Source organism: Thalassobacillus devorans MSP14 (assembly GCF_000496835.1).
GTDB lineage: Bacteria > Bacillota > Bacilli > Bacillales > Halobacillaceae > Thalassobacillus > Thalassobacillus devorans_B.
Window position 1 is genome coordinate 448934 of the sequence record NZ_KI543237.1, and the last position, 14824, is coordinate 463757.

General features: G+C 45.1%; 7 protein-coding genes. 4 read left to right on the top strand and 3 right to left on the bottom strand.

Annotated features, from left to right (window positions below):
- Positions 1-33 precede the first annotated feature (33 nt).
- The 3 genes from P855_RS20925 to P855_RS0112630 are packed head-to-tail and all read left to right on the top strand — an operon-like array spanning position 34 to position 4156.
- A complete protein-coding gene (locus tag P855_RS20925; RefSeq protein ID WP_051353204.1) occupies positions 34-1764 on the top strand; it encodes a DUF2334 domain-containing protein in 1731 nt (576 codons plus the stop codon).
- A complete protein-coding gene (locus P855_RS0112625) occupies positions 1757-3037 on the top strand; it encodes a glycosyltransferase family 2 protein (RefSeq protein ID WP_028783913.1) in 1281 nt (426 codons plus the stop codon). Before P855_RS20925 ends, P855_RS0112625 begins: the two co-directional genes overlap by 8 nt.
- A 24-nt stretch (positions 3038-3061) precedes the next feature.
- On the top strand, positions 3062-4156 hold the full coding sequence (locus tag P855_RS0112630; protein WP_028783914.1) for a glycosyl hydrolase family 8: 1095 nt from the start codon (positions 3062-3064) through the stop codon (positions 4154-4156).
- Between the two features lie 86 nt (positions 4157-4242).
- Here P855_RS0112630 and P855_RS20930 read toward each other — a convergent pair whose 3' ends face one another.
- Complete coding sequence (locus tag P855_RS20930) at positions 4243-10134, bottom strand: pullulanase (protein WP_084315695.1); 5892 nt, start codon at positions 10132-10134, stop codon at positions 4243-4245.
- Positions 10135-10487: 353 nt separating this feature from the next.
- On the bottom strand, positions 10488-11969 hold the full coding sequence (locus P855_RS20935; protein WP_051353205.1) for a PQQ-binding-like beta-propeller repeat protein: 1482 nt from the start codon (positions 11967-11969) through the stop codon (positions 10488-10490).
- A 319-nt stretch (positions 11970-12288) separates the two neighbouring features.
- Here P855_RS20935 and P855_RS0112645 point away from each other — a divergent pair, with 319 nt between their 5' ends.
- Complete coding sequence (locus tag P855_RS0112645; RefSeq protein WP_028783915.1) at positions 12289-13140, top strand: YitT family protein; 852 nt, start codon at positions 12289-12291, stop codon at positions 13138-13140.
- Between the two features lie 823 nt (positions 13141-13963).
- On the opposite strand, the gene P855_RS0112650 is transcribed toward P855_RS0112645, so the two are convergent.
- Positions 13964-14803 (bottom strand): MurR/RpiR family transcriptional regulator, encoded by an 840-nt coding sequence (locus P855_RS0112650; protein WP_028783916.1) that lies wholly within the window; start codon positions 14801-14803, stop codon positions 13964-13966.
- Positions 14804-14824 lie beyond the last annotated feature (21 nt).

The window sequence follows — 14824 nt, forward strand, 5'->3', positions numbered from 1 at the left end:
GAACTTAATTATCAAAAAGAAAGGAGAAAGTCGATGCTACGTTCGCTGATCACCTGTCTGATGCTATTGCTTGGGTCGATGGCCACAACCTTCCCTGCCTTTGCGGAAGGTAGTGAAGCACAGTCTCCTAATGTTCTGGTGGTCTATTCCAATGAGGATAACGAAATAGATGAGTACCAACGGATGCTGGATATGTTAATCGGTCACTTCACTACCCGCATTCAATTCGTCTCCACCCGGAATTTTCAGGCAGAGCAATTAAAAGGGATCACCCATTTATTTTACCAGGGAATCAAACAGGAAGAACTTCCTGATGATCTCCGTGACGAACTGGAAAGGTTTCCCGGAACAGTGGTTGCATCAGGGCATAACATCGAACAATTAGGACCCGCTTTCTCATTCGCTGAGCCACTCGCTGTAAAAAAGTTCAATGAGATGTACGTATCGTCCGATCCTGATAGAAAAATCAGGATTGCTCTCCACGAAGTGCAGAATATCAATCCTGATAAAAGCTCCTCCGTATTAGCATGGGCCAAGGGGGGGCACACTGCTTACCCGTTAATTACCAAAAAAGAAAGGTATTTTTATGTAGGTTTAAGTAAAATCGACTACAATTCATCACTATTACTGGCGGAAGTGTTCCATGAAGTTTTTGATGCACCTCACAAACGACAGCATCCTGGCTATATCCGTTTAGAGGATGTCCATCCGATGGTTGACCCGGTGAAATTGAAGCAAGTGGCTGAAGTTTTAAAAGAAAAAGAGATTCCTTATATGATTGCCGTCATTCCGGTCTATGTCAATCCTGAAACAGGGGAACAATTTCATATGTCGGACTACCCGAAGGTCCTGGAAGTGTTGAAATATATGCAGAAAAACGGGGGAAGTATCGTCCAGCACGGATATACGCATCAGTATCGTTCGACAGAGACCGGTGAAGGTTTCGAATTTTGGGACGTGGAGAACAACACACCGATTTACAAAAATGCAACAGATCCAGCCCCTTTGAAAGGTCCCAATAATTTTAAGAATGATCAGGAGTATGAAGCTTACCTGCAAGAACTTCTATCCTTTGAACAGGAATATGTGACAAAGAAGGTGACAAAAGGCATCAATGAACTCAATGGGTTCGGACTTCAGCCGCTGGCATTCGAGGCGCCGCACTATACCATGTCACAAAATGGTTACCAAACGGTTGCCAGCCACTACTCCACCTATGTTGGGCAGGTGCAATTAAGCGACAAAGATTGGAAAACGATGGATTCCACTCCATATATCACTCGCCCATCCTTCCTTCATGGGATGACCTTGCTGCCAGAGACACTGGGCTATGTCCAGCCGGAAGACCCGCAAGCACTCGAAACGATCGTTGCAAAAGCAGAAAACCAATTGATCGTAAGAGACGGTATAGTATCCCTTTTCTACCATCCTTACTTAGGAGTAGAAAAGTTCAAAGAACTTTTAGAGCACCTGGAAAATTTACCTGACATCGAATGGATTGACCTGAAGCAGGAAACAGCTACTGCTTCTACCTCTGAAGTAATGATTGCGGCCAAGAACGGAAAGATTCACACATCCAGAGATACATTCGGAGCAATGACGGATTCTAAAGAGAGTTTTAATTACCATATGAAAACTGCTGTGGATAAAATAACATGGGCCATGGTCGGAACAGGGACATTGGCTGTTATTTTTTTCACCATTTATACCATCGTGTCCTACCGGCGTCTGGCTAAAGAAGAATGGAGGGATAAAGTTGGCTGATATCTTCATCTATATATCACTATTTTTAATATGGTTCATGCTGTTCTACCATATGTTTTTGATGCAAGGCGGCTACCTTCACTCACTCAATTATAAAAAGACGGCAATAAAATGGAGCAGACGTAGTGGCGAACTCCCCACCGTAAGTGTCCTGATACCTGCCCATAATGAAGAGGTAGTCATTGAAAATACACTGAATGCGATGCTCCAGTTGAAATACCCCAGACACAAACTCGAAGTAATCGTAATCAATGACAACTCCAGTGATGGAACTGGAGAAATAGCAGACACTTATGCACGAAAATTTCCAGTAATCAAGGTGGTCCACACCAGGCCGCCACATGCAGGAAAAGGTAAATCAGGCGCCTTGAACCAAGGGTTGAAGGCTTCTAACGGTGAAGTCATTGTCGTATATGATGCCGATAACACCCCGGAGCCCGATGCGGTCATAAATCTGGCCCTGGGATTGCAAAATGACCCGAAAGCCGGAGCGGTTGTCGGCAAGTTTCGGGTTATCAATGCCAATAGGAACCTGTTGACCCGTCTGATCAACATCGAAACGCTCACCTTCCAATGGCTCGCCCAGGCAGGCCGCTGGTTCTGGTTCAAAATGAGCACCATTCCAGGAACGAACTTTGCCATAAGACGTTCCATCCTTGAAGAACTAGGCGGTTGGGATGAAAGGGCTCTTTCCGAGGATACCGAATTAAGTTTCCGGGTTTATAATCTCGGCTATCATATCCGTTTTTTCCCCGCTGCCATCACCTGGGAACAGGAGCCTGAAACACTGAAGGTCTGGTGGAAGCAGCGGACGCGCTGGGCACGAGGTAATGAGTACGTCATCCTGAAGTACCTGCTTGGATTTCATAAATTAAAGAGGAAAAAGATCGCAATCGACCTTACGTACTTCCTGTTCACTTACTTACTGTTTTTCGCAGGAGTCATCATATCCCACACGATATTCATCCTGAATTTGTTTCTTGATTTGCAACTTTCCGTAGGACCCGTCTCTTTTATTCTGCTGGTGCTGGGCTTCTTATTATTTGTAACAGAAGTGACTTTAGCTCTCAGCTTTGAAAAGGGTCAGTTGACCTGGAAGAATGTCTCGATTGTAGTATTTATGTATTTCACCTATTCCCAGCTTTGGATTCTTCTCGTCATTTATGCTACGTACTTGGAAACTAAGCGTGTCTTATTCCGACAGGAGGTAACCTGGTATAAAACACAACGGTTCAAAGGTAAACAGGCGAATGAAAATCGATCAGTCTCGTAGTGCAAGGGTAAAGGTGAAGAGGAGTTGAAAAAGATACTGATGTTGCTGATGTTTCTTGTAGTGGCTGTCAACATCGCTTTCTTTACAAGAGGAGCAATTGGGAAGGCAGACAACGAAGACACCGTTCAATTCATTAATGAATGGATGCGTAATGATAATGGAACTTTCGCTACTTATTTAAAGGAAACGATTGAAAAGGATGAAGATAAAGTTCAGGGAAGGGAAGCCTTATCCGAATCCCTTGGTCTGTGGATGCTTTATGCGATTGAAAATGATGATGAAGCCATGTTTGAAGAGAGGTTCCGCTTATTGAAAACCTACTTCATGACGGGAGAGGGATTCATATCCTGGAAACTGCCTGAGACGGGAGAGTCCGATGTACAGACCAACGCACTGATCGATGATCTGCGAATCTACAAAGCTTTGATTCTGGCTTATCGCCAATGGGGAGCGACTGAATATCTGACAGCAGCTGATAAGGTTGGAACATTTCTTGGCAGCAACCTTATCTATCAATCAGTCCTGGTTGATTTTTATGATAGGTTTTATGACTATCAGACCCAAACGATTACACTTTCCTACCTGGACCCTGAGGCGATTAAAATGCTGGAGCAACACGGCCACATAACTCCGTCCAGCTACAAGAAAATGACGGCGCTATTACAGGAAGTCCCATTGAAGAATGGCTTTTACCCTAAGTCTTACAACGTGCAAACGAAAAAAATGGTGTTTGATGAAGAAATAAACTTGATCGACCAGCTGTTAGTGGCCATCAATCGTTCCCAGCTTGATTTTAATTCTGATGAATTGCTCATATTTATTAAAAAGGAATTAGAACAAAGAGGCGTCTTGAACGGAAGATACAGTATAACTACCCGTTCACCAATGGTAGCGTATGAGTCTCCGGCGATATATGGATTCGTTATCCTATATGCGATTGAAATCAAGGATAGGGAGCTCGCACTTCAAGCCTATCAACGGATGATTGACTTCCGGGTCAACCGCTCCAAGTTTCGAGGAGCTTATTCCATCAACGAAGACCAAAACACCCATATATTCGATAATCTCGTCCCATTATTAGCAATACAAAAACTCAAGAATGCCCAATGGATCAGCTAACTTTTTTTACAATATCTGGAGGACCTGGGGTGCAAACAAAAGCACCCCGGGTCCTCCATTTTTGGAGGGCTCCGGGGTGGGTCACTTTATTTAAGCTTTTTTATTTTCTCTAACGCTTCTGTAAGCTGCTTGGAGGCTGTTTTGTCTGCATTTTTCTTGCCTGCATCTTCCAGCAACTTCTCCAAACTACGCTCGATCTGTTCCACAGCTGTTTCAACAGCTCGTGCTTTGCCGGTTTGCTTTTCTTCTTTGTCCTCATTTAAGAATACTTCCAATACAATATCCTTAATTTCTGCCGGTTTCATTTCGCCTGCTGCAGTCAGATCCATCATGGTTCCGGCATCTTGTGCAGCAGAAACTTTACCAGCTAGGAAATCTTCGGTATTGAATTGAACCAGCTCTTCCGGTGTCAGCGGTTCATTCGCTTTACGGTTTTCCATTTTGATGACGACGGTTGTCAGCGGCTCGATAGTCAGTGTATCTTCCGTCATTTCAAAACCGGATCGTTCGTCCACTGATTCAGCACCAGCTTCGTCACTGTCTACCAGCACATCGCCGCCACGGAAGTTATAATCACCTAGTGTCAGGCTGCGTGCTTGATCATCGGCATTGACGAATACATAATAGTTGCCCGTTTCGTCGGTCGACACTGCTTCATAACCGATCAACAAGTCATTCTCCTGCATTTCGGGGAATTCCAGCAAGGAAACATTTTCATTGACCAGCGATTGTTCGCCCAACCTAAATGCATTGGTAGATTTACGCAGTTCAATCATGCCTGCTGTGAAGTCCCTCGTCGTTGTATTAACCGCATATTTCTCTTCGTTGGTCGCTTTTTCCCAGTCAAACATGTTTATGGCATCAGAAGAATCATAGGAATCATGGATGAAGTAGCCAAATGGATCGCCACTGTCATCAGTCAATTCATGATACTTCTGTTCCGGTACACCTTCACCGAGCCATTGCTTGGTACGACCGTACTCCTGGCCGGAATGGATGAAAGCTGTACCCTGGGAGGTCAAAATCATCGAATTCCCTAGACGAATCCGTTTATGAATTTCTAAATCGTTTTCCGGTATGGCCGGATCCTTTTTAATTGACTGGGCGATGACATCATACAACGGCAGGTTATCGTGTGCCGCAATGTACTGGACCATATCGCCTGGATCGTCTTCCGCCGTATTGGAAGGCTGACCTTTGATGTTGTTGAAAATGACATCGAGATCACGTGCTCCCCCGGTCAGGAAGCGAGGCTCCCCTTCAGAACCGAAACCGGACTTTAATTCGTTTCGAATTTCATCGGAGAATACGGCGACATCGTCGGTTTTATCCATCCAGTCCTGATCTGCGCCCATACCTTCTAAAGATGGATCGGCAAGATGGCCGGCAAACGTTCTCCATCCTTCACCGATGAACAACGCATCCGGGTTGATCGCTTCTGCGGCATCATACGCATTCTGGACAGCTGGATAAGTAGCGTCACCCATCATGTCAAAACGCATGCCGTCAATTTTGTACTCATCGAACCAGTATTCTACGGAATCGACCATCAGCTTTTCCGCCATATAATGGTTGGTCGCCAGGTTGTTACCGAAACCGCCAAGGAAGTTGCCCTGATCGTCCTGGAAAGCATAATAATCAGGAACGATATCATTCAAGGTGCTTGTCTTGGCCATATGGGTATAGACGACATCAAACACAACGCCCATGCCGGCATCGTGAATTGCATCGATCAATTGCTTCAATTCTTTCACACGCAGTTCTGGATCTTTCGGGTTTTCGGAATAGGCACCATCCGGCGAGAAGTAACTGTGCGGGTCATAACCCCAGTTGTACGAATTACCCGCTGCTGAATACTCCAGTTCCCGTTCACCCATATCGGTTTCATCGCCATAGTACCATGCCATCACAGGAAGCAGCTGCACATGGGTTACTCCCAGCGATTTAATATAGTCCAGCTTGTCAATGAACGCGGTATAAGATCCCCATTTGGAATCCAGGTCATCTGCGATGGATGGGTCAGATGTAAAGTCGCGGATGTGAGTTTCGTAAATCACCGCATCTTCACGTTTTTCATAACCATCGATCGCCGCATGACCGAAGCCTTCCGGATCTGTACCGCTCAAATCGACGATTGCCGCTTTACCGACATCATCGCCATCCGGGCCAGGTTCGCCTGTCGTGTCGACAGTAAATGCTGCCATGGACTTGGCGTATGGATCCAATACTTTTTTCGTGACACCGTCATTGGTCACTTCGTACTGATAGTAGTAGCCTTCGAGATCCTCAACTCCCAGTTCACTGGCAGCGACCTCTTCAGCCCAGACACCCTGTTCCACTTTTGTCAGTTCGACACTGCCAATTTTGGTTGCGGCATCTTCTTTGTCAAAAAAGTTCGCCACGACTTTGCTTGCTTTTGGCGCCCATAATTTCAATGTGGCATCGCCATCCTGATAGGTTGCACCAAGATCATCGCCTTCATAGGCATACAGTTCATCAATCATTCTCCAGCTCGTGTCTGCGGAAACAGTTCTTTCCCCGTATTCCACCGTCAGTGGAAGTTTTTCCAAATCGAAAACAGCTTTCACTTCCACCGTCTTGTCACCGGTGATATCCACACTGTCTATCGCTACATCGTTACCATCGACATCTTTGATGGACAGCTTCGCGATCAAACCATCAACGGTCAGACCATCAGTCATGGTAAAGCTTAATTCGATGGTATCTTCGGCAATCACCTCTGCCGATGCAAGGCCAGTGGCCATTTCCCAGTACGGAGAAACATAGACATTGTCGTCACCTTGTCTGAGCCATAGCTGATTGTATCGGTCTAATAGATTGAAAGTTTTGTCGCCGCCATCTTTGTTGCCATTCGTCGTATCAAGCGTGATCATGCCGATTTCCTTTGCATTTTCTGTCAGCTTGATATCTACATAGGCCCCGTATCTGTCTGTTCCTTCAAAAGGAGCGGCACCAGTCGGCCAATTTTCAGAAGGATTAGCTACATCGCCCCAGTTCCAAAGACCGAAGTTTTCATAATCATCATTGTCGCGGTCATAATGGATGCGAACGGTATTTTCAGGTAAATCTACTGGTTCATAGGTATAAACTTTATCCGATCCCTGTTTGATATAAATCTCGTTGATTTCCGGTGAGGTAATCGTAAAATCTTTATCTCCACCATCTTTTCCGGCATCTCCTTTGGTCACATCCATGACCAGGAAGCCGATATTTTTCGCACCGTCAGCAAGTGGTACGTCGGCATAGGCACCATAGCTGTCTGTTTCTTCAAACATGGTCGCTCCTGTCGGCCAATTTGCGGAAGGTTCAGCTACATCATTCCACAGCCATAAGCCATAGTTTTCATAGTTGCCATCGTCACGCTTGTAATGGATGCGGATATGATCTTCCGGGACAGGCTCGACTTCCATGTCGCCTTCTCCTCCATCACTTGCACCTGCAACACCCGTAATGGCTCCACCTTCAGCGGTCAACAAGGCAGTACCACCGTCCGCTTTGGAAGGGATAGTCAAAGTAACCTTTCCTTCTGAAGCCTCGTAAACCTTTCCAGTATAGTGATCGGTCACAGTTGTACCGTCTTCCACTTCGATGGTCACTTCCTTAGCTTCATCGGCAACATTAAGCCCGACATGGACGGAGCTGCCGTCATAAGCCCGTTCAAACAGTAAGAATTGATCGCTGTCAGATCCGCCGACAAACGTACGATCTCCTTTTGCAAAAACCTCGGACTGCTCGCCCCGGAAGTTCAAAATCTTAGAATAGTGTGCGAGAATATCATTGTTTTCTACTTCATTCCAGGCAAAATCATAGCGGTTATCGTATTCCGGGTAGTTGTTCGCTCCCGATTGCCCGAGTTCTTCCCCGTAATAGATGACCGGCTGCCCTTTTGCGGTCGCCTGAAGGGAAGCCGCTACTTTCAGTTTGCCTTCATCGCCACCAAGAGAATGCAGGAAACCATCTTCATCGTGGCTGCCTAAAAATTGCCCTAACGTAGCGGTGTTATCCATTTTCTCATTACGTGCAGCAAGCTTGTCATCGGCTGCTTTCAAGCTGCCATTGACGAAATCATGGGCAATTCCTTTGAATCCGAAATCAAGGAGCGAGTCCATCATTCCGGTTTCCAGGTAGCCGTAATCGTTGTCGGCATTGGCTCCCCATGCTTCCCCGATCATTTTGTGTTCCGGCATTTTTTCCGTAATCGCGTTCTTGAATGCCATCCATGTCGTATCCTCGACATGCTTTACGGTATCGACACGGAAGTAGTCAATCGTGTTTCCTTCATCTGTCGTCGCTGCCTCAATCCAGCTCGTCTGCCAGTCGATGATCTGCTGGCGGACGGCAGGATCTTCGGTCTTTAAGTCAGGTAATCCAGCCAGTTCACCGACAACCTCATCGGTGCCGACATCTGCTCCCTGACGGACAAGGCTGCTGAACCTTTCGCGGTCAGCGTCGGTCGGATAACCTTCCGGCTGCTCAGCTTCAGGCATATCGTCGACTTCCTTCAAACCATATCCGGTATGATTCAATACGACATCGACCATGATTTTCATATCACGGGCATGGGCTTCATCAATCAGGTTATGGAACTCTTCCATCGTTCCGAAGTGGGGGTTCAATTTCCCAAAGTTATTTGCCCAATAACCATGGTAGCTATAGTAAGGCTGGTCGCCGTCTTCATTGTAGCGGACATCATACTTGATGTTTTCGACAATCGGGCTGATCCAGATCGTGTTCACCCCAAGATTATCGAGATAATCAAGTTTTTTCGTAATCCCTTCAAAATCTCCTCCCTGGTAGGTGCCACGTTTTTCCGTGTCATAACCAAGGTTGTATGGATCGTTGTTCGATGTATCACCATCAAAAAAGCGGTCGGTCAGCATAAAATAAATGATCGACTCGTCCCAGTCAAAATCAGCTTCACCGACAGACTGGCGCGTTTTCACTTCTACTTCTGCGGTTCCTTCATGATGATTGCCGAAAGAATCTACTACAGTAAGCGGAATCGCCTTCGTCCCAGCTGTCACGTCATCATCGACAGCAATGGAGATTTCCTGTAGTGACGGATCAATCGGCAGCTTTTGTGATCCGCCTAAGGAAGAAATATCCGCATACATTTCTGTAACCTGCAGGTTATCCGTTAGACCTTCCACATCAACATTCAACACAGCGTTTTCATTATAGTCAATCGCTGCAGGTTCGACTGTTCCCGAAACGCTGAGGTCAGCTTTTTCGAAACTGATGGTCGAAACGCCATCTACTGTGTTGTATGGATCGGTCACCTCGGTAGTCTGCCCATCCTTGGTCACGAGGTACGTGTATGCATGTTCTCCATTTGGAATATCATTGTACGTAAAAACAAACCGCTCATTCTCCGGCTCATACGTCATTTCCTTCGTTTCACCGTTGAACTTCAACTCGACTTTATCGATCGTGTCCATCGCATCGGATGCGAACAACTCTTTATCCCTGTAAAAGAACGTCGCATTTCCGTTATCAATGACAGGAGCCGAGCCATCCGGCACTATCCTTATTTCCTCGACACCGCTGGTTATGTAGGCCTTGGTGAGGGTGTCGTTCTGGCTGACCTGGATAAAGCGGTCTCCAAATTCTTTTTCCGCCGTATTCCAGTCTTCCGTGCTGCGGAGTACAAAACCGAACTCTTTTGTTTCCGGTGCAACGGAAATATTCGCTGTCGCAACACTGCCTTCATACGAATCAAAATTAATCTGGCCATCCTGGACGCCAGTATTCCAGGTCCAAATATTCCAGTCGCCAAAATTCTCATCTTCCCGGATGTAATTGAACTGGACCGTTCTTTTTGTAGTTTCCTCTGTCGCGGTTGCATCAGTAGCTCCCGCTGCATGCGTCTGTTTAACTGGCGCAATCGGCGACCATAAGCTTAACAGCATGATCAAAATCAAAAAAATGGAGAAATTACGCCTCGTATCTCTTCTCATTCAATTATTTCCTCCTTAATAGATTAATAGAATAGCGTCATCAGCCCTCCCTTCTTTTCGTAAACCTATACGTTTGCAACTTGTGGCGCAAACGCTTGCATAAAAGGGTAAATAAAAAGAAGTTCTTAAGTCATAGGTATTTTATATTATCGTGCAAGCGCTTGCATTTTATGTTTTTATTTTACATGATTTGCTAACAAACGGCAAACTGGAATTTCTTTTTACAATGCACTTAGACGCATTCTTGCTCCATAAACCAAACACCCCGGGTCCTCCAGATTTTGGAGGGCTCCGGGGTGTTCAAGGTTTTACCCCAGGTCCTCCAGAATTTGGAGGACCTGGGGTGGCTCAGTTTATCTCTCGATTTTATTTTTTCTGCTTTTCCTTACGGTAACAATTAGGATAGTTACCAGTACAACAAATGTTACTAAAGGTATCCCATAAACGACCGTAAGAAAACTGAACTGGCTTTTCTCCGGAGGCTCCGGGTCAGCGGTGAATGCATCCGAACCATTACGGATATCCTCTGTAGGCAGTGCATAAACCTTGCTATCCTGACTCCCGACAATCAACGTATCATTCATAATAATCGGTCCCGATGGTGCCAGAGTGCCGCCAAGTTTCTTTCGTCCGATTTCTTCCCCTGTTTCAGCATCGAGGGCATGGACGTATCCTTTAGCGTTAGAAAAATAGACAACTCCACCTTCTGCGACCGGCGGAGCTTTCATCGTAGTGTTTTGAAAGTCCCAAAGCCGTTCGCCGGTTTTCAAATCATAGGCATAAAACTTTTTCGTGATCGGACTCCCAACATATACTGTTCCATTGTAAATCATCGGTGCACCTGATTTATTGTTTTTTACCATCTCGCCATATCCAAGGCTTTTTTTCCACAGTACTTCCCCGGTCTCTGTATCCATCGCATAGATGACATGTTCCGGGTGTTCCATGCGCTCCCCGCCAAATGACCTTCCCATTTCTTTATAAGCTTCTAACAATCCATATTGCTCATAGACTTCTTTAAGCGTTAATTGCTTAGGTCCCTCCAGCGCTGTCGTTACGACAATATCATCGCTGATGGCAGGCGGCACATCATCCAACCCGGCGAAAGCTTTCGGCATTTCCGTCTGCCACACCACTTCACCATCAGCTAAATCAATAGAAGAAAAAGTATATGGCTGTGGATGGCCGCCTCCCACAAACAACTTCCCTTCATATAGATTAGGAGAAGACATACTGACGACATGACCAAGACCTATCTCGTCCACGACCTCCCCTGACTCCACTTCCATCTTATATATCTGCCTGTCCCCTGCCGCGGCATAAACATAACCATCATGATAAACCGGGGCGGGCATGACTTCACCGTCGGTACTTGTCTGCCATTTCGTTTCGCCTGTTTCCGCATCCACAGCCATCACGCCGCTTTTTCCTGTACCCCGGAGCCCATTACCCTGAAAAAATCGGTTGCCATACCCGACATAAACGGTTCCGTCATGATAGATCATTTCCGAATGGATCCAGTTCGGCGCCTGGTTCTGCCACAATTGCTCTCCTGTCTTGATATCAAAAGCAAACATACCTCCGGTATTGTGATTGCCGACAAACATGCGGTCTCCTGCCACTACTGGTGTCGAACGGATTTCATCCTCTGTTTCAAATGTCGTGGCCTCAAGCGGCTTTACTCCTTCCTGGTTAAAAACGGGATTATTGCTGTCATTCAACCGATATTCCAGCCATTCATCAGGCCCAAAAGCCGCCCACGCACCAGCAGGGGCAATCAATAAGTATAATAGTAATACCGCACCGGCCCAGCTATTTTTCATCACCAACTTCACAACAAAACCCTCCCCTTCTTCAAAACATCTCTACTCCATTACTTACTATCATACCCCTGAGGCAATTGTGTTACTACATCTCACTCTAAGAATTAAAAATGGAGGTCTAGGAATAGAGTATGCCAGAGTTGTCTTTTCCAGGAAATATAACAACTACGTGCCTCCTTATAACCTATGACTCTAATCTTACAAGGCAAGCAGGCGAAGATTTCAGATCCTTATAAAAGACAAAAGGTGTTTTGCATGTTTGGGTGCAAAACACCTTTTCCTGTTGTAGAGTTTCCCTTATAATTCGTGTAAGGATGGGAGGCAGTACGATATGCAGAGGTATAGTAAAGACTTGATTTTACTTATTGTCGGTTCTTTTATTTTTGCGATTGGTATAAATTATTTTGCCATTCCTAACCAACTTTCCGAAGGTGGCATTATAGGGATTACCATCGTAACCTACTATTTATTTGGCTGGTCTCCTGGAATAACGAATTTTCTCATTAATACTTCTTTGGTTGCGATCGGATATAAGTATTTCACAAAACGAATGACCATCCTTACGATTATTTCCATTGTGATTACCTCCATTTTCCTCCATATCACGGCCGGTTGGGGTGAGTCACTGAACGGGGATACGTTATTAGCTGCTTTATATGCCGGCCTGGCTGTAGGGATGGGGATCGGATTCATATTCAAAGCGGGAGGAACATCAGGCGGCACGACCATTCTTGCACGCTTACTTAACCAATGGCTGGGATGGAGTGTCGGAAGTGCCATGCTGATCATTGATATAACTGTGATTGCAGGTTCTTCTTTCGTTATCGGAAAAGAAAAAGCTATGTATACACTGATTGCGGTATATATTGGAGCAAAAGTCATTGATGCCATCGTGGAGGGAACAGAAGAACGCAGTGCTGTGATGATCATCTCAGACAAAAGCGAAAACATTCTTCAGGCCGTCACGGAAAAAATGTCACAAGGAGTCACGGTTCTTGAAGCAAAAGGCGGTTATAGCCAAACCGATAAGAATGTATTATATATCGTCATAAACAAACGGGAAATCGTCCAACTTAAAAAGCTGGTAGAGGCTATTGATCCTGAAGCTTATATTACACTGCATCGTGTACAGGAAATTTTCAGAAAAGGTTATAAGGGAGAAAAACGCTCCAGAATCAAATAGAAAGCGAACCTTGTATAATATTAACACTCCCGAGTAAAGAATCGCTAACATTGACGCCTCTAATAAAGAAATTCCGGGAAGCCTATGTGTCTGACGAAGGTAAAGAACAAGCAGCGGCTTAGTTAATGAAAGAGTTTGAACATCTACAGCAACTCCCAGAGCAATTGAATCAGGAATAGGAGAACGAGAAGTTTTTAACCGAAGTAGAATCTTACCTCGAAAAACTGAAATATTACGATGAAGCTGGTGAAATTCCGTTAGACATCTAATGGCCACTAAGAACAACGAGACAGAGAAAGCAGAGGAATACAAAGAAGAGCTGATTACTCTGTTCAACCAATCCGAACAGATACCGCAAAAAATGGGCAGGGAGTCATCAAGCCATTCCTAGTTCAGAGTGTGCTGGGGTTGCCTTCCTTACAAGAATCAATCCAACCCTCTATAGATACATTTTACAGCATGTGGCATGACCTGAATGACATCGATTATCATAAGCTGGATGGAGTCAACAAAGACGCCACGCAGGTGAATTGATTCAGTACACACCTGAACACGGAAAACGAACCGGTACCAACCATTGGTGGTCGAAGGGCTCGTCGCAGAAAGAGGCGGCAACAATTCTATCATGCCTTACTACGGATAGTCCTGAGCATTCATGCCAATGACTAGCTGAGAGAGAATGCGGATCTAGGGGCTGACTATTCGTATAGAAGATGGCGTTGTTCTGGTTACTGAATCTTAAGCTCTATAAACCAAACGAAACAAAAGGTCTGAAGGGGGTACCCTTCAGACCTTTTGTTTCATCCTTTTTTAAAGTAAAATCTTAATATAACTTACTTGCAGTATTCTTGGTAATTCCCATTTTAACTTTTTCTGCATACTCGTAGTTTTTAATGGTTAGCCCGGTACATATCAAATCGATTAAGAATAACTGGGTTATCTTAGCTACTAGTGATCCACTGTCCAATGGGCTCTCTTTCGATGATGAAAGTAAGACGTGATCTGCAAATTTCGTGAGAGGGGATCTGATATAGTTTGTGAGTGCAATGACTTGCGCGTTGTTTTCCTTCGCAATAGCTACACTATCCACAATATCTTTAGTACTTCCCGTCAGACTTATAGCGATTACAACCGTATTTTCATTCATGGTGGAAGCACGCATCACTTGAAAGTGTGGATCCGTAATGACATCCACATGCTTTCCAATACGCATCAGCCGGGTCTGCATATCCTGGGCAGCAATACCAGAAGAACCAACACCGAATACAACAACATCGTTCGCCTCATGGATTGTGCTGATACACTGCTGTAATACGTCCGGGTCTACAAGATCGTAGGAATCTTCGATGGCCCGTACCATATTATTCTTGATTTTTTCTACGTAAGTAGCTTCATTATCATCCTTGCCTTGCACTGATAATTCCTGAGCGAACAAAAATTTAAAATCCTGAAATCCCTTGAATCCCAGTTTTCGAAAAAAGCGTAGAACCGTAGCCTCTGCCACACCGCTCGCCTCTGATAATTCCGTCAATGAATGGTAGAGAACCTGCTGGCTATTTGCTTGGATATACTGATATATTTTATTTTCTGACTTTGTAAAACCAGGCTTATTTTGTTCCATTAAAATGGAAGGTTTCACACCATTAAGTCGGTTCTTTTCCATAAAATGATCCCCTCTTTCTCC